At 50.0% G+C, this 24495-nt stretch carries 24 protein-coding genes; 11 read left to right on the forward strand and 13 right to left on the reverse strand.

Annotation, left to right across the window (positions count from 1 at the left end; translation table 11 throughout):
- Window positions 1–60 precede the first annotated feature (60 nt).
- Window positions 61–1215, forward strand: a complete 1155-nt coding sequence (locus IQ265_RS12065) for a hypothetical protein (RefSeq protein WP_194053768.1) — start codon at window positions 61–63, stop codon at window positions 1213–1215.
- 138 nt (window positions 1216–1353) lie between these two features.
- Here the strand turns inward: IQ265_RS12065 and IQ265_RS12070 are convergent, their stop codons facing one another.
- From IQ265_RS12070 to ndhC, 8 genes are all read right to left on the reverse strand, one after another.
- Window positions 1354–3153 carry an ABC transporter ATP-binding protein gene (locus IQ265_RS12070; protein WP_347404954.1) on the reverse strand — a complete coding sequence of 600 codons (1800 nt, stop codon included), beginning with the start codon at window positions 3151–3153 and terminating at the stop codon, window positions 1354–1356.
- Window positions 3154–3300: 147 nt separating this feature from the next.
- A complete protein-coding gene (locus IQ265_RS12075) occupies window positions 3301–4575 on the reverse strand; it encodes an O-antigen ligase family protein (protein ID WP_194053770.1) in 1275 nt (424 codons plus the stop codon).
- Window positions 4576–4817: 242 nt separating this feature from the next.
- Window positions 4818–5870: a glycosyltransferase gene (locus IQ265_RS12080; RefSeq protein WP_194053772.1), complete on the reverse strand. Its 1053-nt coding sequence runs from the start codon at window positions 5868–5870 to the stop codon at window positions 4818–4820.
- 257 nt (window positions 5871–6127) lie between these two features.
- Complete coding sequence (locus tag IQ265_RS12085) at window positions 6128–7264, reverse strand: polysaccharide biosynthesis/export family protein (RefSeq protein ID WP_194053774.1); 1137 nt, start codon at window positions 7262–7264, stop codon at window positions 6128–6130.
- 16 nt (window positions 7265–7280) lie between these two features.
- Window positions 7281–9485 (reverse strand): polysaccharide biosynthesis tyrosine autokinase, encoded by a 2205-nt coding sequence (locus IQ265_RS12090; RefSeq protein WP_194053786.1) that lies wholly within the window; start codon window positions 9483–9485, stop codon window positions 7281–7283.
- A gap of 529 nt (window positions 9486–10014) precedes the next feature.
- Entirely contained in the window at window positions 10015–10569 is a 555-nt protein-coding gene (locus IQ265_RS12095; protein WP_194053788.1) for an NAD(P)H-quinone oxidoreductase subunit J, read from the reverse strand.
- Entirely contained in the window at window positions 10570–11313 is a 744-nt protein-coding gene (gene nuoB, locus IQ265_RS12100; RefSeq protein WP_194053790.1) for an NADH-quinone oxidoreductase subunit NuoB, read from the reverse strand. It lies immediately after the preceding gene.
- The gene (gene ndhC / locus IQ265_RS12105; protein ID WP_194053799.1) at window positions 11304–11666 is read right to left on the reverse strand and encodes a photosynthetic/respiratory NAD(P)H-quinone oxidoreductase subunit C; all 363 of its coding nucleotides are present in this window, start codon (window positions 11664–11666) and stop codon (window positions 11304–11306) included. The genes nuoB and ndhC overlap by 10 nt, the downstream gene beginning before the upstream one ends.
- Before the next feature lie 319 nt (window positions 11667–11985).
- On the opposite strand from ndhC, the gene IQ265_RS12110 reads away from it, so the two are divergent.
- The 6 genes from IQ265_RS12110 (at window position 11986) to IQ265_RS12135 (ending at window position 14384) form a co-directional block, all read left to right on the forward strand.
- A complete protein-coding gene (locus tag IQ265_RS12110) occupies window positions 11986–12411 on the forward strand; it encodes a rubredoxin (protein WP_194053801.1) in 426 nt (141 codons plus the stop codon).
- Between the two features lie 124 nt (window positions 12412–12535).
- Window positions 12536–13540, forward strand: coding sequence for a photosynthesis system II assembly factor Ycf48 (locus IQ265_RS12115; RefSeq protein ID WP_194053803.1), 1005 nt, complete (start codon window positions 12536–12538; stop codon window positions 13538–13540).
- 97 nt (window positions 13541–13637) lie between these two features.
- A complete protein-coding gene (psbE, locus tag IQ265_RS12120; protein ID WP_106867131.1) occupies window positions 13638–13886 on the forward strand; it encodes a cytochrome b559 subunit alpha in 249 nt (82 codons plus the stop codon).
- A 32-nt stretch (window positions 13887–13918) separates the two neighbouring features.
- Entirely contained in the window at window positions 13919–14053 is a 135-nt protein-coding gene (gene psbF, locus IQ265_RS12125; protein ID WP_194053805.1) for a cytochrome b559 subunit beta, read from the forward strand.
- 9 nt (window positions 14054–14062) lie between these two features.
- Window positions 14063–14182 (forward strand): photosystem II reaction center protein L, encoded by a 120-nt coding sequence (locus IQ265_RS12130; RefSeq protein WP_106867133.1) that lies wholly within the window; start codon window positions 14063–14065, stop codon window positions 14180–14182.
- 82 nt (window positions 14183–14264) lie between these two features.
- Window positions 14265–14384: a photosystem II reaction center protein J gene (locus IQ265_RS12135; RefSeq protein WP_071527210.1), complete on the forward strand. Its 120-nt coding sequence runs from the start codon at window positions 14265–14267 to the stop codon at window positions 14382–14384.
- 71 nt (window positions 14385–14455) lie between these two features.
- On the opposite strand, the gene IQ265_RS12140 is transcribed toward IQ265_RS12135, so the two are convergent.
- Window positions 14456–15139, reverse strand: a complete 684-nt coding sequence (locus IQ265_RS12140; protein WP_228037830.1) for an N-acetylmannosamine-6-phosphate 2-epimerase — start codon at window positions 15137–15139, stop codon at window positions 14456–14458.
- Between the two features lie 59 nt (window positions 15140–15198).
- Here IQ265_RS12140 and IQ265_RS12145 point away from each other — a divergent pair, with 59 nt between their 5' ends.
- Window positions 15199–15696, forward strand: a complete 498-nt coding sequence (locus tag IQ265_RS12145; protein WP_194053809.1) for a DUF2165 domain-containing protein — start codon at window positions 15199–15201, stop codon at window positions 15694–15696.
- 40 nt (window positions 15697–15736) lie between these two features.
- On the opposite strand, the gene dcd is transcribed toward IQ265_RS12145, so the two are convergent.
- Window positions 15737–16336: a dCTP deaminase gene (dcd, locus tag IQ265_RS12150; protein WP_194053811.1), complete on the reverse strand. Its 600-nt coding sequence runs from the start codon at window positions 16334–16336 to the stop codon at window positions 15737–15739.
- Window positions 16337–16356: 20 nt separating this feature from the next.
- Window positions 16357–16911, reverse strand: coding sequence for a P-loop NTPase family protein (locus IQ265_RS12155; protein ID WP_194053813.1), 555 nt, complete (start codon window positions 16909–16911; stop codon window positions 16357–16359).
- A gap of 302 nt (window positions 16912–17213) precedes the next feature.
- Here IQ265_RS12155 and rph point away from each other — a divergent pair, with 302 nt between their 5' ends.
- Window positions 17214–17930 carry a ribonuclease PH gene (rph, locus tag IQ265_RS12160; protein ID WP_194053815.1) on the forward strand — a complete coding sequence of 239 codons (717 nt, stop codon included), beginning with the start codon at window positions 17214–17216 and terminating at the stop codon, window positions 17928–17930.
- A gap of 260 nt (window positions 17931–18190) precedes the next feature.
- Here rph and IQ265_RS12165 read toward each other — a convergent pair whose 3' ends face one another.
- On the reverse strand, window positions 18191–18886 hold the full coding sequence (locus tag IQ265_RS12165; RefSeq protein WP_194053818.1) for an acyltransferase: 696 nt from the start codon (window positions 18884–18886) through the stop codon (window positions 18191–18193).
- A 1948-nt stretch (window positions 18887–20834) separates the two neighbouring features.
- Here IQ265_RS12165 and IQ265_RS12170 point away from each other — a divergent pair.
- Entirely contained in the window at window positions 20835–22586 is a 1752-nt protein-coding gene (locus IQ265_RS12170; RefSeq protein ID WP_194053819.1) for an alpha-amylase family glycosyl hydrolase, read from the forward strand.
- 143 nt (window positions 22587–22729) lie between these two features.
- Here IQ265_RS12170 and IQ265_RS12175 read toward each other — a convergent pair whose 3' ends face one another.
- On the reverse strand, window positions 22730–23185 hold the full coding sequence (locus IQ265_RS12175; RefSeq protein WP_194053821.1) for a hypothetical protein: 456 nt from the start codon (window positions 23183–23185) through the stop codon (window positions 22730–22732).
- A gap of 232 nt (window positions 23186–23417) precedes the next feature.
- Between IQ265_RS12175 and cobS the strand changes: the two genes are divergently transcribed.
- Window positions 23418–24212, forward strand: a complete 795-nt coding sequence (gene cobS / locus IQ265_RS12180) for an adenosylcobinamide-GDP ribazoletransferase (RefSeq protein WP_194053823.1) — start codon at window positions 23418–23420, stop codon at window positions 24210–24212.
- Window positions 24213–24495 lie beyond the last annotated feature (283 nt).

Raw genomic sequence — 24495 nt, forward strand, 5'->3', positions numbered from 1 at the left:
GGAACCCAAGCCTACAGGGTCAAGTCAACACATTACGTCCACAGCAGGCGCGCAACCGGCATGAATCCATTTACTGCACCCAGGCTCAGCCAGTTACTTACCACTATTCGCCAACCTCAATGGATTGCCGCCATTGCGTCGCTGGGGTTCCACGGCGTGTTATTTGCGGCTGGCCCCTCCTTTTCTAGCCTAAACATGACCGCCCTAGGAAACAGCAATCCAGAGCTGGAAGAGCGTCGAGTGCCGTTAATTGAGCTTACGGCTGAGGAACAGAGCCGCCTCCCAGACTTTTCTGCCCAGTCCCAGCTATTTCCGAGCAGCAACGACGATTTATTTAGCCTCTTTCCGCCCTCGGGCGATAGCTTGCCCCTCGAGCCCGGTTCAGACTTTGGTGCATCCATAAGGATACCAGCGCCCCAGCGGCCCTCTACGTCCTTCCCAACCGGGATTTCTCCCTATACCTCACCCGGACGTTCTACAATTAGGCTATCTCCCCGTCGGTCTACCCTACCCTCCATTCCCAACAGCACTACTTTAGGACGCCGACCCGAAACACCGACTCAGGGGTCTACACCCCAAGCTTCAACGCCTACGGCTGCGGCTTCAGAAGGCGCTAACCCGCCCAGAGCTGCTGATTTAGAGCTGGGTCAGGGCGATAACCAGGGGAACACCGCTAACAACGAGCCTTCGACCTCAACCAATTCCTCTGCCCTCAACCCTTCAAACAGTGCTGAGCAGACCAGCGACCTGCTGGCTCGGGTTGAATTCAGCGCTGAGCAAACCAGCGCAGCAGAGGTCGAAACTGCCAAAGCAGCCTGGCTACAAGCGGTCAAGGACAAACTAGGCGACAGCGTTGCTGAAGCCCCTGAACCTCTAACGATTGAAGTGCCCTACAGCGGTCGGCTGTGCCTAGAGCCTGAGCCTACCGATGGACTGTTAGGAGTCGTCGGTATACCTGATGAAGCTGATGGTCTCAAGCTCTGGACCACAGTCCTTAAAAGCACGGGCTATCCCTTCCTAAATCAGGCTGCTGAACAGGCTCTGCAAGACCTTCAACAACGGGCAGGTGCAGAAGACGAAAAGCCGATAGCCATCAACACTCGGTATGAGGTTGTTGTAGAAGTCGATTACAACAACCAGGATTGTATAAGCCGTGAGGCTTTGCTACAGTCCCGTACAGCCGAACCAGCCCAGCCTGCAGCACCAGTAGAATAAGCTGCTTATGGCAATGGGCCGCAAGTACTGAAGCTGTTCTAAAACTAGTTTTAGCCGAAGGTTGGACGTCTGAAGCATCACAACCTTCGGCCATTTTTTGTCAGCAAAAAGCGATACCCAAATCCTCTAAATAGCCAGTTAGGCTTGAGGAGCAAGAACGACATCAGCGTAAGTTCCAGAGCGAGCTACGGTGCCCTTCTCAAGTACGTAAATGCGATCGCAATGTTCGATAGTAGATAGGCGGTGAGCAATAATAATTAAGGTTTTAGACCCAGCCAAAGCCCTAATCGAATTACTGATTAACTGCTCAGTCTCATTATCCAAAGCAGACGTGGCCTCATCTAGCACCAAAATTTCTCTTTGATGATATAAAGCCCGAGCAATTCCAATGCGCTGACGTTGACCACCTGAGAGCCTTACACCTCGCTCCCCGACAGAAGTATCGATTCCATCAGGCAGGTCTGCAATAAAGGAGTCTAGCTGAGCTGCTTTGATTGCGTACCACAACTGGCTTTGGTCAATCTGATTACTTGGAACCCCAAAGGCAATGTTTTTTTCGATGGTGTCATCAGTCAAGAAGATAGACTGAGGAATGTAACCCACCAAATTTCGCCATTCTGGCAAATTTTTGTAGATGGACTGTCCATCGACTAAGATATCTCCCTGCTGCGGGGTTAGAAGACCAAGTATTACGTCAACCAGAGTTGTTTTTCCTGCTCCAGACTTTCCAATTAAACCTATAGACTCGCCTTTCTTAATTTCCAAAGAGATACCAGTTAAAGAAGGCTTAGTGGAGCTAGGGTATTGATAAATGACATCAGTGATCTTCAAGTCTGTAGAGTAGCTTGGTGTCGGCTTTGACTTTGAAGCCTTGTTAGTATCAATTGTCTGAAGAGAAGTTGTTTGCACTTTCCAACCTTCGTCTTCAATATCCTTTAAATCCAAGTAAACAACATCAAGAGTATGTGAGGAGTTACGTAGACTACCAATGCACTGGGCCAAGTTACTAGCAACAGGAATTAAACGTAATGATGCAACAGCAAAAACGCCCATGCTAGAGAGAGTAGACTGAAAATCTTGGTCTGCCGATAGCTGTGAAGCACATATGAACCCGACGATGGCAATTACCAAGAGAGCCTCAATCATTATCCTAGGAATATATTGAGCACTTTGAAATAGGACTTGGAGTTTAGCTTCTTGATACACATGCTGTTTAAGATCCTTGCGAAAGTAATCTTCGCAGCCAAAAACCCGAGTTTCCTTGATACCTCCCAATCCATGATTAACGGCTTTGATGGTTTCTTCACGGGCAATAGTAGATAGGCGGCCCCAAGTCTTTAGCCGCTTCATTAAAAAGGAAAGAGCCAAGAACGCAGGCAGAAGAGAGACCAATGAAGTGACTAAAAGCAAAATATTGGTTCTTGCCATTAGTGCTAGGAGCGTCACAATTAAAATTATGTGAGAAAACGACTCCACCATTGGCAGGGCAAACATAAACCCAAATCTTTGTGCTTCACCAGCTATCTTGTTTGTATAGTCTGCTGTATTTCGAGTTAAGTGAAAGTCGTAAGGAGCAAGAATATACGTATCAAACAGACGCTCTTGAATAACAGCTACTTGGTAAAAAAGGATCTTGTACGAGTAACGCTTACTTAAGAAATAAATGATGCTTTTAAGTATAAATACAACAATTATAAAGAAACCGAACCGAACCACCAAATCAGAGGGTTCCGAAAGTTCAAAAGCCTGATAAGCCCATGTAAAAATACGACTGTCCTGAACGACCTTCGATGGATCCCCAGCTAAATTTAGAAAAGGTCCAAGTAAGCCTATGCCGAAAGCTTCCAAAATCGACGTAAGCAGGAATATGAGAATCAGAAAAAGGAGTTGACGACGATTCCCAGAAAAAACGTATAAGAATTTTTGAAAGAGAGCCACAATTTATTCCTCAAAACTACTAGCAGACAAAGTCAGCTTTTCCTGATACTTCAAAATACTTAAAAAGCCTCCAAGAAGTTGAGCATGGATCCATAAAGGCAAAATAACAAACTCGATCTTAGGCTTTAGTCAACACGAAATGGACAGTTAATTTGATGCCCTTAGACAAAACGGCTTTTGACTTAGTGACAAGGCTATTGCAATAAATAGTACCCAATTTATGTTGGGAAATAGGATCAGATAACTTTCGAAGAGATTGAACAGAATCATCATTGACAAAAAGATGGCCGGCCATAGGTAGGATGCTTTTTTAAAGTTATATGCCAGCCTAATAGCTCTTATGTAAGCTATGAACCATGTTATGAGGAATAGCGCAAAGCCAATCAAACCAGCCTCTAGGATTAAATCTAAAAAGCCATTGTGTGAATGTGCTGGAATATGAAACGCCGCATACTCAAAACCGGATATTAGCCTTTCCGAACTCCAAAAAGCTCCTTTTCCATAACCAAGATACGGGTGAGGTGGAATTTTAGTGGTTATAACATAATTCCAAATTAGGGTACGTGCGGAAAGTGTTGGATCCCTGCCGAAAAAGGTAAGGATTTCAATCCAGCTAGACACAATCACGTAGAAAAAACTTATTGAAAATAAAGTAGAAAGATTAACCAAAAGTACAGACTTCTTTCCTATCCACCTGAACTTTTGATAGAGTGACACCAAAAGCAAGCTTACCACAGATAAAACTAGGGCAGTAAGAGAACTGCTGATCATGAGAATGGCAAAGCAGAAAATCAACAGTGCAAAAGTCCATCTCTGCTTTTTTTCTGCATAATTTGTCAACATAAATAGTGTTACCAACAATGTGGCAGCAGTTGCCCCAAACCTATTTTTATCGCCAAAAGCTCCTCTCAAACTTCCTGCATACGCGCCAGTTTGATGAATACCTATACTTGGCATGGCAACTGCCAAAAGAATACTAAAAAAGAATGCTATCAATAAAGCTTGGATGGCTAAACTGAACTGCTGCTCGATTGTAAATCTAGATGCCATGTAGAGGCTTAGCAAAAACATTGGAATCAATTCTTTCCAAACAACATTCACTGTTGTGGATGGATCTTGAGACCACAAAAAAGAAATACTAATAAAAAAGACTAGGCACAAAACCCATTTATTGCTGAGAGCAGTCTTTAGCGTATTATTGATGCGAAATGCTAACAACAGTAAGGTAACTGCGTAAGTGCTATATCTAATTAGGGTTATTATTGAACTAGGAATAACACCTGTTTCAGAGTCGTCAGGCCCAAAGCCAAACACCCCCATAAAAAAGAGCAAAGAGAAAACTGTGAATGCTTTCTCTGCAAAATCCAGCCTATTTTGCGATGAGATTTTATCCAAACCAAAACTGGGATTCTGAGCTTCCATAGGGCTAAGGTAAGTTGGCTAATTGTAATAAGCCGTTTAGGGATTAGCAAAACAGTTGTAGTCTTAACCGGTAAAAGGTCGACGTGGCTTATACGGCTACAAACTAAGGATTAGACGGTTAGAAGATCCCTCACCAATTAGTTGAGTACCTCATTGAGCATTGTTGCGTTATCTTCAGGGAGATTGACAAGAAGTAACCTACAGTTCCATTCAATACTTCTAATGCCGCCTCTGATACATGGCTATACGTAACGACCCGAAATAATGTATTTTCCATGGGAGCGATGGTAGGTCGCCTCTCTCATAGAAAATTTGTGTTGAGGAAATCTCAATAAAAAATTGGTCATTCGTTCTAACTTTGTTTTTTTTCTCCACTGTCTATACTGATTAGCTATGGGCCCTGACAGCACTTCAACCCATTTCCTAATCATATTCTCTACTGTGAATTCCTCAGCCCGTTTCAACCCGTTGGCTACCATTCTGCGATACAAATCAGGATTTGACTTGAGCTTTTGGATTGCTTCAAGCGCCTCTTGTGTTGACTTAATCTCAATGTAGTCAAAAGTTGACTGTTTAAAGTCTTGGAAAGCTGGTTCAGGGCCAAGTAAAGCTGGCACCCCAGCGATCCAAGCATTGACTAGTTTGCTCGCAGGTTTAACTAAGACGTCGCTTTCAGTAAGATCCCGAACAGCCAAAACTAAGTCGTCAGTACTGTAGTCATGCCATGAAACGGTTCCTTGCGCAGAACCAACATTAATTCTAAAATCTAAGCCAAGTTTCTCTAACTCTCGTTTAAATTCAGAAGAATGAAATGGCTCGTATAAATTTCTTGCATTGCCTTTAAAGGTAAGATTTTCTATCATATTTCCCCTCTTTTGAGACCTAGGGATTAGGCCTGGTTGGGGCCAGTGGGGAATAAATGCATCCGTTTCGGAGTCTAATTGAAACCTGTTCTGCACTATAACGAAGTCACAGAGGGATGGCTTGAACCCATCACTGCGAGTTCCAACGACAAAAGAGTTGAAAGCCAGATCTTTCGCACTGTAGTCTAAGGAACTAACTACATTGATCTGACCAGGCGTAAATTTGTCAGATATTAGTACATCAAGTTCTTTACTCTTTAGATATAAATAAGTGGTGACAATCCAGCAATCCTCGTTAGTCTTAATTCGCGCATGTAGTGAAGCAGGATCAAGAGTTGATGATTCAGAAAATAACTCAGGCCATCTCTCAGGATACTTAAGTACAAATGTAACAGGATAGGGAAGATTGTATTCAGCCCTACTATATTTCATGAATTTCCTCTGCTAAGCTTTTGGGCTTTTTCATCCTCTATTATGTTTACTGTTCTTGATTGATGTAAGAGTCGTCAAACTGGCTCGCAAATTTCTATTTAACTTTGGACGTTAGTTTCAGCTGTGAAGTAGTTGAAGCTCTACATTAATTATTTCCTTGTTCTAGTATCACCTAGTTGACAAAAAGAAGTCGTATTTAGCTATTTGTTTTAGATTGCTTTTCCAAACTTTCAAGGACAGCGCAGACCAAAAATCTACTAGTCGTCGTTAAACAGGTTGAAAATGTTTAAAACGGCTCCAAGCGGACCAAGGAGCGGTGATAGAGCACGGCCAACATTGTCGATGCCAACCAAGTAACCTTTTTTGGGTACCAGAATTACATCTCCATCCTGAATTTGGTAGTTATCCACCAAACTAGAAAGATCGACTTTTTGATCTTCAACTTGACCGGTTTCTGAAAGCCGCACGAGCCGAACTTCGCGGAGGGCAGCATCGGAATTTGGCCCTCCTGCCGCAGCGATCGCGCCAGCTACAGAGCTATTTGGCTGCACCTGCACTTCCCCTGGACGAACAACACCATCCCCAATTACTCGCACCCGGACATTATCTGGGGCAATACTCGAACTGGCTACCAATGCCGGGTCTATCTCTGCCCCAAGTTGTGCTCTTGGGACAAAGATAGAGTCACCATCCCTGAGCACCAAATTGTCCCCTGGTCCGCCACTCGAAATTGCGTTCCACAGGTTTACAGAGATGTCTTGTGCTCCACCATTGGGTAGCCGTCGTCGCACAATAACTGAACGAATATCTGCGGTGCGACGTATGCCTCCTGCAGATACCAGAGCTGAGGATAGAGTAGGTGTAGTAGTAGCTGCGGTAATTCGTGCGTTTACATCTAGCTGTGTTTGAGCGGTCGTCAAACTACTCAGTTGTACAGGGCCAGGGCGATAAACTTCACCAGCGACATCAACCACCACTGGGCGCAGGGCTGTTAGGCTAACATTGACGACTGGGTTTACCAGATAGGCATTGAGCCCTTGTGTAATTTCCTCAGACAAAGCGTCAACGGTTTTCCCTCCGGCCTGAATAGATCCCAGAAATGGGAAAGGCATGGTACCGTCGGGTAAAACTACCCGTGAGCCGGTAAATTCCTCGTATCCGAACACTTCAATTGCAATTTGATCTCCAGAGCCCAGAACGTAGTTTCCAGGCGCTTCGGAACCCGGCAGATTAATAACTGGAGTATTAATGTCTTGGGAGTCTGGTAGCTCAATAGCCGAAGGGTTAAACTCTGTGGATTGCTGAGCCTTGACTGGTCCCACATTCCATAGACAGCTGTGAGCTAGTGCAGCTGAGAGCGAAAGTAGTGCAATAGAACGTTTATCTAGTTTCATAGTCTTAGAAATAAGTCTAACGAACCGTTGTTTGCATTTCTGAGAGAGGTACTTTGCCGTATTCGCCGGCTCTAATACGAGACACGTAGTCGCCATGCTCGTTGTTGATATCTACTCCATTAGCGACTACACCCAAGACATTGGCTTGAGAGCGCTCCAAGAAGGATTTAGCCGCTAGAGCATTGGCAGAGTCGACCTTTCTAGGCCTTAGAACGAGCAAAACACCATCTGACATCCGCCCCATTACGGCAGCATCTGCTGCTCCTAGCAGGGGAGGGGTATCAATCAGGATGTAATCGTACTGGCGCTTTAACTGCTGCAGTAAGTCTGCCATCCGTTCAGAATCTAGTATAGCCAAGGGATTGGGAGGAAGAGCCCCTGCTGTCATTAGGGTAAGATTTTCAAAGACTTGATGGGTCACATCCTGCTGAGTTTCTTCTCTAATCAGTACTTGGCTCAGTCCAGCTCGGTTAACGACATCCCAGATGTGGTGCTGGGAAGGCGATCGTAGATCGGCATCAATCAGCAAAACTTGCTTGCCTGAATGGGCTAAAGTTGCCGCCAGGTTAGCCGAAACCTCAGACTTACCTTCTTCAGAAACTGAACTGGTAATGGTAATGATGCGATGAGACGTGTCTGAACTAGTAAACTTTAGATTTGCCTGCAGCATTTGAAAGGCGGCGGAAACCATTGGCTGGTCTCGATCTAAAGCCGGAATATAGGCAGAGAGACCTGATGTACCTAGCCTACTTGCCAAGTAAGTCGTTGAGCCATCGCTACCTCTGGAGCGAAACTTAGGCACCAAACCTAGCAAGGTGTAGCCAAGCAGCATTTCCCCGTCTTTAGCGGTCTTGACTGATTTATCGACCAAATCTAAGAAGAACGCACAAGCAACACCCAACAAACTACCAACGAAAGTTCCAGCCACCAAAGCAGGAATAAGTAAGCTGCCGGCTCCCTCGGCAGGTTCTGCTCTTTCTAAAATCTCGGCACTACCAACGGTTTGGTTTTCAGCTAGCTGCGTCTGCTGAAAAGCAGCCAAAAGATTTTCATAGTTCAGCTGGGCTGCTTGCAAACGCTGGGTTAACTCGAGCTGGCGCTTTTCAAGGGCAGGAAAGGCCTGAATTCGCTCAGCATAGCGATTGCGGGATTCGACTAAGCTTTGAAGCTGACTAGCCAAACTAGAGCGATTGACTTCTGCTGTAGCCAAGTCTGTAGTGAGCTGCTGATCTAGGGGACTCATTTGCAAATTGCCAAGACCAGAGAGAGACGTTGTGCCAACAATCTCTTCGACTCGATCGCTCAAAAGGCTTTGCAGCGACGCAACTCGGCGCTCCAAATTGATGATTGTAGGGTGTGTGTCTCGGTACAAGCTGCGCTGGCTAGCTAGCTCAGCTTGGGCTAATTGCAAGTCTTCTAATGCCTGCTGAACAGCCGTCGACTGGCTTAGAGTTTCAATTTGCTTGGCCTGTGCAAGGGGAATAGACAGTTGCTCTTGTAGCTCGCTGGCCTGGGTATTAGCGCTGGCGAGCGTAGAGGACACATCACGAATTTGGGTATCTAACCGCGCAATCTCAGTGACTGCGACAGTAGCCTCATCTTCGAGTACAACAATTCCATTAGCATCTTTGAACTGCTGTAGTGCAGCGGCGGCGCGATCAAGATCAGCTTCAGCAATTGGAAGTTGTCGTTCGATGAATTCGCGAGCTGTAGCGGCTTTTAGACGATTGCTGAGAACATCTCTGGCTAGATAAGCATCCATCACCGCGTTGACGACCGCAGCAGCTTCCTCTGGATCATCCGCGTTATAGGAAACCTGTAGAATATCTGCCTGTTCGGCGGACTCTACTTCTATTTTGCTACTCAGGGCTGTTGGCTTTAGAGGCAAGCCCTCATCATCTGTAAGATCTAAGTTGTCAATAACAGACTGCATGACTGCAGTCGACAATAGAACAGAACTTTGATTTTGTAGGTTGTTTATAGAAATAGGTAGTTCACGCAGATCTCTCCCGACTCCAGTCAGTGTCGGCGTCAGGTCTGGTCTTACTAGTATGGTGCCCTCCGCGCTGTAGGCCGGTTCTCGCGTCAGGGCAACAAATACCGAACCTGCTACACAAGTGCCTAGCACAAGAGTTGCTGGAAGCCATCGCCGTTTGAGCACAAGCCAATAGCGTTGCAGGTCAATTTCTTCAACGTAATCTTGGTAGGTCTTACTAGTCATAGACGGATAGAAATGAAATACGTCTGAAAACGGTCTGTCTACTCACGGAAGCGGTTAGGGAGAGGTTGCCTTGGCCGAGATACCCTAGCAGAACCCAAAACCTCGATTAAGAGCATGAGCCAGCGGTATGTGGTCAAGGTTTCCCAATTGTGAATAGGTGAACAGCTGGTAGAGCTTAAATATGAGTCAAGAACTCGTATAACTACCTATCTAATTTAATATAGACGCACAACCCTTTGAGTCAGCATATCCTAAGAAGGCGAGAGCGGGGGCGGTTGGTAGAATCACCTAGCCTTGTCTTAATAATGATGACGATTCTGTAATGCTAGAGAGAATCGCTCTTAAAACACTAGGGTACCCAAGTAGGGGAAGCAGCTATCACAGCGCCCAAAAGCAGCTTTCCAGATACCATACCGACAGTTCACCTCAGACAAGCACCTGATTTTAAGGGAAAAGCCAACCTAGCGAGTCAGTTTACACGGTTGACTCATTAGGTTGGCTTTCAGCCTAAATCAGATTCAGATTCGCATCAATAGGCGTCTTGAAGTTCGTAGAAGTCGGGAGAAATGTAGTCTTTGCGAAGCGGCCAACCAACCCAGTCTTCAGGCATGAGTAACCGCTTAAGGTTAGGATGTCCCTCATAAACGATGCCGTACATGTCGTAGCTCTCGCGCTCCTGCCAGTCGGCTGCTTTCCAGATCCAGTAAACAGAAGGCACTCGAGGATTATCGCGGGGCAAAGACACTTTTACCCTAACCTCCTCTGGCTGGTCGGCATTATCGTCCAGCTTGATGAGATGGTAAAAACTCACCAGCTCTTTACCAGGACCATCATCGTAGGCCCCTTGACACTGAAGATAATTAAAGCCGTAGGCGTACAGCGCGGTGCAAATTGGAATAAGAAACTGAGGAGACACAGAGATCACTTCTATACCCAAGTGATCTCTTGGGGCTAGCCCGTGGTCAAATCCATTTTCTGTCAACCAGCTTGAAACAGCACCAGCTTCAGCCAGGGGAGCCCCGGCTTCTGAACCGGGTGTAGATGATTGCTCAGGTGGGGATGCTTGAGATTCTGCTTCAGCCATTTAACTTTCCTTCTCTTCAGGAGCAAACTCGGCAATTGCCTCGGGTATTGGCATGCCCATCGCCTCCATAAGCTCTTTCGGAGGCATCGCATGAGTACCAGTCTGTAGGTATTGGCCCGTCAGGATCGGAGGTACTGGCTTAAGAGCATGGCTGCGCTCATAGAAACGGTGGGTCTGCAGAGTGTACGCCCTATCCTGCATCGACTCGGTAGCCACCTTCTTGCGCAACTTAATGATGGCGTCAATGATGGCTTCAGGTCGAGGTGGACAACCAGGGATGTAAACATCTACGGGAATTAGCTTGTCGACACCACGCACCGCAGTGGTAGAGTCACTGCTAAACATACCGCCGGTGATAGTACAAGCACCCATAGCAATAACGTACTTTGGATCAGGCATTTGCTCATAAAGCCTGACCAGGGCTGGAGCCATCTTCATGTTGATGGTGCCAGCCGTAATGATTAGATCTGCCTGCCTAGGACTAGCCCTAGGCAGCAACCCAAAGCGATCAAAGTCGAATCGAGAGCCGATCAGGGCGGCGAACTCGATGAAACAACAGGCTGTGCCGTACAACAACGGGAACAAGCTGGACAGCCGACACCAGTTATATAAGTCATCGACTGTCGTCAGAATGACGTTTTCCGACAGCCCATGGGTGATTGCAGGAGGGGCTGAGGGGTTAATCAGGCTCTCTCCGGGGGCCAGGGAAACCTTATCGCTAGCTGCAGCGGAGTTTAAGACCATTCCAGGGCTCCTTTACGCCAGGCGTACACAAGACCAACAACTAAAATAGCAATGAAAACAAGTGCCTCGATGAAGGCTAGTAGGCCCAGCTGATTGAAAGCTACGGCCCAGGGGTACAAGAACACAGTCTCTACGTCGAAAATGACGAAGACTAGAGCAAACATGTAATAGCGAATGTTGAACTGAATCCAGGCTCCGCCGATGGGCTCCATGCCAGATTCGTAGGTAGTTCTGCGCGCTGGCCCACGACTGACAGGGCGCAGGAGCCTTGATGCCGTTAGAGCCGCTACGGGCACCAGACAAGACACCAAGAGAAAGACCAGGAAGTATTCGTAGCCGGATAAAACGAACACGAGTTCACCACTGCGAAAGGCTAGCACTCAAGCGTATAGCCTGAGTTTAGATCTCAACAGCCCACAGGCTCAGATGTCATCTTAAGACACTTTAACGGAAAAGCCCGTACAAGGGGAGTAATTAGCACGCAGCCAGGAAACCATTCCGCCAAGCATTGTGCCAATGAGACGCCAGGCAAAATGAGAGTGATGACCTGACTATGTCATAATTGTTTACAACGAACGTTCTACTGCCTGTGGGCTAGTGGTATGTCGGTGAACTAGAGGGTGCGGCGATCGCCCCAGCTTGCTCTTGTTGGATTTAAGGTGCCTGAGTCTTATGAGTACTGAATCTGAGCCTACAGCTAATTCACCAGAATCAGTGGATGTAGAAATGCCTGAAGGATCAGAAATCTCCAAGGGAGATGCTGCTAGGGCAGTTGCTCTTTCTCCTCAAGACATGGATCGTTACGAGTGCCGAGCCTGTGGCTATTCGTATGAGCCGACGAAGGGAGACAGTCAGGCTAAGGTTCCTGTGGGCGTGGCCTTTGAAGATTTACCTTTGAACTGGCGTTGTCCGGTGTGTAGTGCCCCGAAGAAACAGTTCAGCAATATTGGCCCGGCTGGCTCGCCGTCTGGCTTCAAGGAAAATTTGAACTACGGCCTGGGGGTCAATCGCTTGACGCCTGGGCAGAAGAACATTCTAATTTTTAGCGCTCTGGCTATGGGCTTCTTGTTTTTTATCAGTCTCTACGGCTTGAAGTAGCGTAACGAGCGTTCTAGCCGGGTTAACAGCAGGACGTTGCTGTGGCGAGGAGCAGCTGTCGGTGTACACCAACCGACGTATTGTGATTTGAGTGTTGTTTAGCAAGTACGGATACAAGTTACTTATGCACGCTGCGTTTAACTGGTTAAAACGAGGGCTGGTCATGCTAGTGGCTGTGGCCCTGGCAACTGGCTGTTCTGGTTATTTTTTAGCGGACGCAGATGTGCATCCCTGGGAAGCGATTCAGGTGCCGGTTGACTCTACCCTATCGGATGTGGCGTTTACCCAGGACCCCAGCCACGGCTGGATTGTGGGCAGTCGCAACACGCTGCTGGAAAGTCAGGACGGCGGCAATACTTGGCAGGTGCGAGAGCTAGCGCTGGGAGATCAGCCCTACACGTTTACTTCCATTGACTTTGCAGGGAACGAAGGTTGGGTAACGGGTATTCCGTCGGTGCTCTTGCATACGGGCGACGGCGGCAAGACCTGGGAGAATGTGCCTTTGAGCAAAGAGTTGCCAGGCACACCTTTTCTGATTACAGCGGTTGGGCCTAAGTCAGCTGAACTGGCTACCGATATTGGTGCCATCTATCGTACTGAAGACGGTGGACGCACCTGGAAAGCGTTGGTTCAAGGCGCAGTTGGGGTTGTGCGCAACATGGTGCGCTCTGAGGATGGTCGCTACGTAGCGGTATCTTCGCGGGGCAACTTTTACTCAACCTGGGCAATGGGGCAGGACCAGTGGATTCCCCACAACCGTCAGAATTCTAGGCGCTTGCAGAATATGGGCTTTGACAAAGACGGCAAGCTCTGGGTCATTGCCCGGGGTGGCCAGGTAAGGTTTTCTAACTCTCGTGCTTCCGACGACTTTACTGACGCGATTAGCCCTGAGTTTGGAACGAGCTGGGGGCTACTTGATATGGCCTTTCGTACCGCTAGTGAAGTTTGGGTGACGGGAGGCGGTGGCAACCTGCTGTGCAGTTTTGACGGTGGTCAAACTTGGTACAAGGACAAGTCGGTGGAAGATGTGCCATCAAACTTCTACAGGGTGAAGTTTGTGGGACCTGAGATGGGCTTCATTTTGGGACAGCAAGGCACTATTCTCAGGTATCGCCCTGAGACCGTTTAGGAAAAATTCGGAGATCTTAGCTGAAATAGCTTGTTAGGGTTTCCGGGGTTCTCTATGATTAGATTAGATTCTTCGTGTTCAGAGAGGAGACGTTGATATGGCAGGTTCTACAGGGGAGCGCCCCTTTGGCGATATCGTTACCAGTGTTCGCTACTGGATTATTCACAGCATTACTATCCCTATGCTGTTTATTGCGGGCTGGCTATTTGTCAGCACTGGCTTGGCCTACGATGCCTTTGGCACCCCCCGACCCAACGATTATTATCCGGATAACCAGATGCAGCTGCCGATTGTGACCGATCGCTTTGAGGCGAAGGATCAGATCGACATGTTCTCGAATCGATAACACTTTAGTTATTCCAACGTTTGATTGAACCTATGCAAACCAATTCTCCTAACGAGCAGATTACTTACCCGATCTTCACCGTGCGCTGGCTAGCTGTTCATACCCTAGGGGTGCCCAGTGTGTTTTTTCTGGGAGCGATCGCGGCAATGCAGTTTATTCAACGATAAGAGAAACCCATGGACCGTACTCCAAATCCTAATAAGCAACCGGTAGAACTAAACCGCACCTCCCTATTTTTGGGCCTGCTGATGGTTTTTGTGCTAGGTCTGCTATTTTCTAGCTACTTCTTTAACTAGGCTAGGCTTTTTGCTGATGCGGCGTTAGCCGTTTGCTTAAGCTGTGTTGATGTTTTTACAAAATCAGTAGGAGGTCGAGGTTATGCTTCAGAGTGGACGGATTCCGTTGTGGATTGTGGCAACCGTTGCCGGCACGGGTGTGCTGGTAGTGGTTGGTCTATTTTTCTATGGTGCCTATGCTGGTGTAGGCTCGGCCATGTAGCCCTTTTCAAACCCTCTTCAAGGGGTAAAAAAGCTGGGGTGAACAGGTTTTGTCTTGTTCGCCCCAGCTTTTTAAATATGACCGATACCTTGGAGGTAGCTCGTTACCAAATTATCGACCCCGGTGATAGCGGTACCAACGACAACAGCGAAAGCACCCAGTTCCAAGGCCTGACGGGCTTGAGTTGGAGAAGCGATGCCCCCTTCACAAATGACCGGGACAGGGCATTGGGCAACCATTGTGCTCAGCAAATCAAACCCTGGCGGCGTGTGGTGCTGGGTATCTTCGGTATAGCCGTAGAGGGTCGTGCCAACGCAGTCTGCCCCCGCTTCTACCGCCCTGAGGGCGTTATCAAGGGTGTCAACATCGGCCATGACGGCTTTACCTAGGTGGTCATGGATACGCTGAATAATTTGGGCCAGGGTCTCACCGTAAGGACGGGGGCGCTGGGTAGCATCGATGGCAATGATGTCGCTACCGGCCTGGGCTACAGCCTCGGCGTGGTGAAACTGCGGGGTGATGTAGACCGCCGAGGGAGGTATGACCTGCTTCCACAGGCCGATGATGGGGCTGTCGCAACGCGATCGCACAGCTTGAATATGAGCGGGGGTGTCAATGCGAACCCCAACAGCTCCGCGCTTGAGGGCGGCCTCGGCCATTGCGGCAATGACCGAAGCGTTGTGCAGCGGCGAGTCAACTGGGGCCTGGCACGATACCACCAAGCCGCCCTGCAAAGTTTCAAAAATGGTCTTCAATGGCAAGAGTGCTCCTACGGTAGTGCTGACCTGAGCTTTAAACTAGGTTGTCTAATTTTATGGCGGTACGGATCTCGAAAACCCTTCTGGTTGCGGCTATTGGCCTGCTCGCTTTGGTCATTGTGATCAACAATCTGACCGACTATAACGCCAACTTCAAATATATTCAGCACGTGCTGAGTATGGACACGGTCTTTCCAGACAGCCAGTTGACCTGGCGGGCGATCGCGTCTCCAGGGCTGCAAAAGGCTTTCTACGGAGTCATTATTGCTACAGAAACCACCATTGCAGTCCTTTGCCTAGCGGGGGCCGTAAGGCTGGCCCAGGCCGTACCTAGCCGTGGCATAGATTTTGACCAGGCCAAGACTCTAGCGCTCTATGGCCTCACCCTGGCCTTCTTATTTTGGTTTGTGGGCTTTATGGTGGTGGCTGGAGAGTGGTTTACGATGTGGCAGTCTGTCGACTGGAATGGGCAGCAGCCCGCCTTTCGCTTTATTGGCTGCGTCGGATTTGTGCTGCTCTATCTCAGCCAGAGCGATCGCGACGTGAACCCCTAACGTCTCTAAAATGCTGAGCTAGCAAGTTGAACCGAGGTGCCTAAACTCGCGCCAGGGTAACCTGTTCGGCCTGGTCTTGATATTTACCCCGGCGGGTTTCATAGCTGACCTGACAGGGTTCACCCTCAAAGAAGATAAGCTGGACTACTCCCTCGCTGGCGTAGATTCGGCAGTCGGCGCTGGAGGAATTCGAAAACTCAAGGGTGAGGTGACCTCGCCAACCGGCCTCGGCGGGCGTGAGGTTAGCAATGATGCCGCAGCGGGCATAGGTTGACTTACCAATGCAAATAACGCTGATGTTATTGGGAACAGAGATTTTTTCGAGGGCCACCCCTAGCCCGTAGGAATGGGCAGGCAGAATAAAGTAGCTACCGCTGGCGTCAGTTTTTAGTTCAGTGGGCTCCAGGTTAGCAGGGCTAAAGTTTTTCGGATCAACCACGGTGCCAGGAATGTGGCGAAAGATTCTAAACTCAGCTGGAGAAAGGCGAATGTCATAGCCGTAGGACGATAAGCCATAGCTAATCACGGGTTGCCCCAAGCTTTTGTCAGTTTGATCTAGCTGCCGTACCAGGGAGGGCTGAAAGGGGTCAATCATGCCCTCATTGGCCATTTTGGCAATCCAGGCGTCGTTTTTAATCATGGCAATGGGTGCTTGAGGGGTTAGGGCAAAATATTACGACGAAATTCTGTCACCTGGTCGGCGATGTTGAGCAGCGGTGCTGGCATATCGGGGCCAGTCAAAATAACATCGACCTGGGGCGGGCGCTGCTGCAGAAAATCCACCACATCCTGAGTGGGAATCAGACCATAGTTGACGGCTAGACTGAGTTCGTCCAACACAACAAGGCCATAGCGGCCCCTAGCGATCGCGGCCTTGGTCTGAGCCCACAGGTCTTTAATCGCATCCCGTTCGCTGGGGCTGACCTCAGGGCCGTGAATGCAGCGGGGCATATCGGCGCGAACCCAGTCGAGGTTTTGGCCAAACTGCATAGGCTGAGTCGGCCCCTGGTGAATGCCACCCTTAAGAAACTGCACAATGAGCACGGCCTTTCCCTGATCGGCGCTGCGCATCGCCTGCACCATAACATTGGTAAAGAAATTGCGGTGTACGGCGGTGAAGACCTGCACCGTGCCCTCTACCGTTTGCAAAAGCGGATGCCGAACGATAGAGGTAGGAGATGGGCTCAGGGAAAGCGGCTGGAGCTGAGAGACCATGGGCAATTACAGCAGAGGCAACGAAAGGGGGTGCCATCACCTACACCAAGGGTAGAGCAGCCTGGAGTAAGCTACCGACTTTTGGGTAGGCCTGATGGCTGGGCTAAATATAGCGTGATTTCCCCCAAATGAATCGACGAATTACTCTATATGTATTCATTGGTGCAAGCGCACTACAGGGAGCCGAGGCCCGCGCTGCCACGGTCTGGGGCCAATCTAGAAGGAAGCTGAAAAACCGGGCCGACCGCGATCGGGTGCTGTATTCTAGGTAGGGCAAATCGGCATCACCTGAGGCATCTTGTATGGTTTGGCAACGTCCAGACGGGCGACAACCCCATCAGCTGCGTCCTGTCAGCTTTGAGCGCCAGTTTACGACCTTTTCAGCGGGGTCTGTGCTGACTCGGTGCGGCAATACCCAGGTGCTTTGTACCGTCTCAGTCGAAGAGGGCGTGCCCCGGTTTTTGCAGGGGTCGGGCCGGGGCTGGCTAACGGCGGAGTATCGCATGCTGCCTGGGGCTACTCCCCAGCGACAGCCTCGCGAGATTATGAAGCTGTCGGGCCGCACCCAAGAAATTCAGCGCCTGATTGGGCGTAGCCTGCGATCGACCCTAGATTTTGAGCGGTTGGGTGAGCGCACTCTGCTAGTAGATGCCGACGTGATTCAAGCCGATGCAGGCACTCGCACAGCCTCGATTACAGGTAGCTATGTGGCCCTTGTGGACGCGGTGCAAAGTCTAGTAGCGCAGGGAATGCTGGCGCGATCGCCCCTGGTACACAGCGTCGCCGCCGTATCGGTGGGGTTGATTGAAGATGACGTTTTTCTCGATTTGCAGTACGACGAAGATGTGGCTGCCGCCGTAGACTTCAACCTAGTGCTTAACGAGAGCCTTAATATTATTGAAGTGCAGGGCACTGCTGAAGAAGGCAGCTTTAGCCGTCAGCAGATGAATCAAATTCTAGAGGTAGGAGAACTGGGCGTGAAACAACTGCTAGCAGCTCAGCAGGAGGCATTTCTGTAGATGCTTCACCAAAGCTGACTGCTTCGACTGATCAACTAAATCAGCAATTGCAATTAAACGTAGGATAGGCACGCGCTGCTTTGCTTATCCTACGAAGGTTTCAATTTAATCACGCCTTCCTATTCACTGAACTAACGCAATGGGGTTGCTAAACTGAGGCATAAATTTGGGTAAGGGCAAACGGTCATTTGCCCCTACGAGAGGCATTGAACTTCTGGTTCAACCTGCATTCAGCAACCCCAACGCAATAGCAATTTACGCTAGTCGTCAGGGTGGGTTTTCCGGTTTTCCAAAACCTTAGCAGGCACACCTACAGCTACAGAGTAGGGAGGAATATCTTTAGTGACTACGGCCCCAGCACCAACAGCGCTGCCGTAGCCGATCGTGACACCGTCTAAAACCTTGGCACCGCTGCCAATCCAACACTTATCTTCGATAGTGATGCCCTTTTCACTAGAGCCAACATGGTGGTGCTGATTGGCATAGATGCCAACCATAGATGCAATCATGCAGTCACGACCAATCTTGACGTGGCCGGGTCCAGATAAACAGGAGTAAGGGCCTATGTAGGTATCATCCCCAATATCAATAGTACAGTTATCGCCTGACCGAATGCTAACACCTCGATCGAGGGAGACGTTGTTGCCTAACCTAAGCAGGCTATTCTCAAAATTGCAGTTTAAAATAGAATTCCTGAGGATTCTAACGTTGTCACCGACAGCAATATTATCAGCACCCAGAATTTCAACCCAAGCCTGAATGTAAGGATTTTTACCCCATTCCCCCGATAGAAGGGGGTAAGTAAACTTTCTTAGCGCCGTCCCTAACGGACGAGGGATCGGCTCAAGCAGCAGGAACGCTAGTCTCCCTAACGAACCTTTTGGCGATTGTTTGGATAAAACTTTTACTGGCTGCTGCTTAGGGTTTTCAATCGTCGCTTTTTCTTGAACAGTCATTTCAGCAACTCCTAGAATTCAATAAACTCTGGCTAAACTGAGTTGTGGGCAGCGCTACCTCACAAAAAAGCCGTTTCTCAAAACTAAATTGGAACGAGTCTGGTAAGTAGGAATTGCATAAGCAAAACCTGACCAATCAAGTAGAGTTCTGTTCTAAATACGCAATTTGGCCTGCCAATATCAACTTCTGAATCTAGGCTGACTATGACTTGAGCGAAGACAGCAGTAGCTTTGGTTCAAGTTTGTTAAACCAAAGCTACGTTCAGAAGCGAAGTTTTACCTGCGGAAAAACCCTAGCTTCCGAGCTGAGGTTGGCATCCTATCCTCACACCCAACAATCCTTGTCATGCACATTTAGATCTACTGCTGCTCTTGTGACAAAGCGGTAGTATTTTCTGCCCTTAGCGACAAAAAACCTGTGCAATAGCTATAGATTATTGCTCTAGAGTGCTAGCAGCTTAAAGCCAAAGAAAAAAGCAGCTGTGAAGGAAAGAACCGATACAACTCGGCTTAACTTATCCCGATTGCTGAATGGGTTTAATCTGAAGGGCTCAAGCTGCTAAGAAGCTCTGCACGACGTCAACTCTGGCTGGCAAAGCGCTTAGCACGTTGTGACTGGGTTATGGGGGAGTCAAGCCGCCTGCGAATCTAACCGTTGAGACAGGCAGCCGTACCAGGCTTAAACGAGCCAGTCGTAGCCCTTTCAGCGGCGGCTGATAAATGTTGGCGTAGAAGTATGATTTATTGAAAGTTGAAACGAACATATATCAACTTCATACACGCTTTACACTATGCTCAAAGACCGTAGGTCAAGGCCTTAGCTAAGTTGCTCTCAGTGTACTGCTAAACTTTTGCGGCGACAACAAGAATTGGTTTTGGCAGCGGGTAAAAGCGTGGTTAGGTGGCATGAATGGCTGCATGCCATAGGTGATTTCTTTAGGAGAGGTTGCTGAAACCTCCTGTTTCGGAGGGCATCGCTGCTAGATGCTTGGGTGCGATCACAACGCTCTGCTGCATTCATAATTGCTGTAACGTTAGCTCCGTAACAGGCGCTTAATTTTGGCTTTAAAGACGGTCGCACTCTAGCCATAGCCTCACCTATCTGACAGAACTGCCCTGGTGCGATCGGTTGCCCCTGGCTAAACTGGCTCGAACGGGACCAGTGCCGCTTGTCCAGTGCAGCAGCAGTCAACCTGCAGGAGGTCAGTTTTGCTTGGCTTAAAGATGGGACAGGCGCGATCGCCAGACCTTAGCCGTTGCTATACGTCTAAGAGGCTAGAGAACCTGTGCTTAAGCCTTTGTGAAGACATCGGGGAAATACCTAAAAAGCGATGAACTTCGCAGGCTACCCCTGATGTTCGCTGTTTGCCTATGCCACCATCAGAACTATCGCAGGGAACGCAACGCGATCGTAGTCACTGCCTACCTTCGCCCTCGCACCTATCTAGACCTGTTGCCAGGGGGTTGACTAAAGTTATGCGGCGTCTGTGGAGTTTGGGCCATGAGTTTCAGGGCCTGCTCCAGGGCTCACCATTAGTCATTCACCTAAGTCTCTTGGGCTAAAGCTAGCGGGAACCTTTTAAGCATCATTTGTGCCTTTGCCTGCCAAGGGCACAGATAGGTGATTAAACAGCCTCCATGCTGCCCAAGGTCAATGGTTACAAAAATCCTGGTTCAGCCGGCTTTACCAGCCGGAAAACAATCGTCCCTATTAATCCAGAGGCATCAAAAGCTGCTGTTGGGTAGAGGTTTCTACCGGCGGCTACTTTTTGATGCCCAGACTACCGTAAACAATTATCGAAAACTGTAGGTTGATATGACCGTAGCTAAAAACCGTACTAAGCAATCTGCATCTGGGCAGCACCCGGAGTTCGCGGGTCAAACGACTGCTTCAAATTACTCTATAAATAAGCTAGATATCGCCGTAGATAGCCCCCCCTTTTGTCGCGTGACCAACAACATCAAACCTCTGCTAGAGAGGGTTTACCCTCCCGACACCGCCGAACGGTTGACCACAGAAATTTTTGCTTTGATCAAAGACACGCTGTGCCCCTCTGGCCGCGAAGATCTTAAAAAGTGGAACCACAACAACGTTCTGCTGATTACCTACGGCGACACCATCTGTGACGGCGATCGCCCTCCTCTGTCAGTACTGGCCGAGTTTCTCGAAACCCACCTCTACGACACGATTACAGGCGTCCACATTCTGCCCTTCTTCCCCTACAGCTCTGACGATGGCTTTGCCATTATCGACTACCTCAAAGTCAACCCCGAGCTGGGCAGCTGGGCCGATATCAAGCGCATTGCCACCAACTTTAACCTGATGGCCGACCTGGTTATTAACCACATCTCCAGCCAGCACGAGTGGTTTGAGCAGTTTAAGCAAAACGAGTTGCCCGGCCGCAACTACTTCATCACTGCCGACCCTAAAGAAGACTTATCGCAGGTAGTGCGCCCCCGCAGTTCGCCGCTGCTGACCCCGGTCGAGACTACCGAGGGTGAAAAGCATGTCTGGACAACCTTCAGCGCTGACCAGGTCGACGTCAACTTTGAGAACCCTGACGTGCTGATCGAGTACGTCAAAATCATCCTGGCCTACGTGGAGGCTGGGGCACGCTACATTCGCCTCGACGCCGTAGGCTTTTTGTGGAAGAAGCACGGCACCAACTGCATGCACCTGCCCGAAACCCATGCCGTGGTGCGTCTGTTTCGCGAAATTTTGCAGCTGGTTGACCCCGGCATTTCGCTGATTACCGAAACCAACGTGCCCAACCGGGAGAACCTGAGCTACTTCGGCAACCGCAACGAAGCTCACATGATTTACAACTTCAGCCTGCCGCCGCTGCTGCTGAATGCGCTTATGCAGGGCCGCTCAGACCACCTCAAAACCTGGATGATGAGCATGCCGCCCGCCCCCATTGGCTGCGCCTACTTCAACTTCACCGCCTCCCACGACGGTATTGGCATGCGCCCTGCCGAGGGGCTGCTGGCGGCCGACGAGTACGAGCAGCTAATCGCCGCTATGCGGAATTTTGGCGGCAGAATTAGCATGCGCAGTCGCCCCGATGGCACCGAATCGCCCTACGAGATCAACATCTCGCTGTTTGACGCTCTCAAGGGCACGGTCAAGGGCGAAGACCAGTGGCAGGTAGAGCGCTTTCTCTGCTCCCAGACCATCATGATGGCGCTGGAGGGGATTCCGGCCTTTTACATTCACAGTCTGTTGGCCACCCACAACTACACCGAAGGTGTAGACGAAACCGGCCACAACCGCACCATCAACCGCTATAAGTGGGATCTAAAAACGTTGGAAACGGCCCTGTCTGACCCAACCACTCCCCACGCCAGGGTGCTCAACGAACTCAAACGCCTGATCAAAATTCGCCGCCAGCAAACAGCGTTTCACCCCAACGCTACCCAGTACACGCTGCACCCGCTAAACCCGGCGCTGTTCGCCTTCTGGCGGCAAAGCCTGACCCGCGATCAGAGCATTTTCTCGGTGCACAACCTGAGCGATCAGCCCCAGGAGTTACACCTGAGTGATCTCAACCTGGTCAGCACTGACGATTGGTACGATTTGATCAGCGGTGACAAATTCCCTGACCTGGATATGGCCTATTTGCTAAAGCCTTATCAGTCGGTCTGGATTACCAACAAGCCCAACGCGGCTCACGACGACACCATGCCAACGCTGCTGTAAGCTCAGAGGCAACCTTAAAGGGAAACGGCCTCAGCTAAGTGGGGCCGTTTCCCTTTGCACTGAGTCTTCTGAGTTGAACCAAATTCAAGGCCAGCGGTGGAATTTGCTGATGAGGCAAATTCCACCGCTGGCCTTGATACAAATTACTCTAAAAAGTTGTGGTCGTCGTCAAGGCAGGCATCCCAACTGGCGGAGAGCGCGTCGGCAACCATGGCCTCTAGAGCTGCAGTGTTGACCGATCGCGTAACGTGGTCGTGCATGGGATCTGACAGCGGAATGAGGCGTAGCCGTCGGTTGTCTTGCACTAGATCAAAGTGGCTGCCATCGGCATCGGTTTGACCAATTTCAAGATAATCGAAGCTGTAAACGTTGATATAGAGTGTATGATTAGCCACGAGTGTGGCCTGCTGGCTATCAGCGAACACTTCCATGACCAACCCCTGGCCCTCAGAGAGCGGAATGCTGTCTTGAAGGTGCCGGTATCGCACCTGCCCCAGGTCTTGCAGTAGCCTGAGCATGTCGGTTTTGTTGACAACGACCCCGCTATCGATTAAACAGGGAGCGGGGATGCTCAAATTGCTGGCACGCTCGCGATTCATGGGTTTTTAACCACGCTACGTTGGCGGTTGGAGCGAGGCTCGCGGCGATCGCTCCTGTGGGTCTATATCCACGATACTCGATATCGCTGGGAATGATCTGTCCGGCGATCGCTCAGCTCTGTGGAAAATTCTGAGCTAATTCTGCCAAAAGCCCTACGGCCAAGCATTCCGCGAGAATGCTGAAGTCTGCGTAATTTTGCTGAAATGTTTTGCCCTGCGCAGAGGTGGATCCATGACTCCATTGCCCCCAGCGAAACCCGGCGAAACTTCCCCCCGACCCGGCTGGTTTGCTCGCCTGGGAGGATCCATTTTATTCTACACAAAGCTGCCGTTGCCGTCGGGGTGGCAGCCGCGCTTTGAGGGCATCGCCCCGCTGGCTCCGGTGGTCGGACTGGCCTTGGGCCTCGGCTTAGTGGGCGTCGATTTTGCCCTGGGGCAGTTGGGTATGCCGACGCTGACCCGCAGCGCTTTAGTAATTGGGCTGGGGGTGTGGGTAACGGGCGGCCTGCACCTGGATGGGGCGATGGATACCGCCGATGGGCTAGCGGTCATGGACCCTGAGCGGCGACTGGCGGCAATGGCCGACAGCCACAGCGGGGCCTTTGGGGTGATGGCGGCGATCGCCATTCTCGGCCTTAAAACTTTGGCCCTGGCCGAGCTAGCCACTGGGCGCGGCGGGGTGCTGGTGGCGGCGATGGTGTGGGGTCGCTGGGGGCAGGTGGTGGCGATCGCCCGCTACCCCTACCTGCGAGCCGAAGGCAAGGGGGCGCTGCATCGGGAACATTTGCGATCGCCCCAGGACTGGCTGTTGGGGTTAGGACTAGCGCTGGCGGTTCACGGTATCTGGGCCTGGAGGTGTCCTGACCAACTGCTGCTGGTTGGGATTAGCCTAGTTGGTGGTCTGGGTCTGGCTCTAGCTACCGGGGCCTGGCTCGATCGCTGCCTGGGGGGCCACACTGGCGATACCTACGGGGCCACGGTGGAATGGACGGAAACACTGCTGCTGTGCTTGGCTACGCTGGCTTGAGCCTGGATCTGTCGCGATCGCTCAAAGCGCTGTCTAACTCTTCCTTCTCTTTCTCTAGATAGAGAAACGCTGGCTGGAGAAACCAATTGCTGTCCTTCTTCGTACTGAGGGCGGTGCTGGGTTTGGCCTATTGCCTAGCAAAGTTATGTCCTCTGGCGCTGCCTTTGGTCATACCTCTGTGGCAGCCGACTTAGAGCTTTACCGGCCCCTCGGCCCTAGTATTCAGTTCGGTTGTGACATCGTCAGGCTGAGCCTTAAACAGCTGGGCTGTAGGTTGTCCTGG

The sequence above is a fragment of the Nodosilinea sp. LEGE 06152 genome (assembly GCF_015207525.1).
Classification (GTDB): Bacteria; Cyanobacteriota; Cyanobacteriia; order Phormidesmidales; family Phormidesmidaceae; genus Nodosilinea.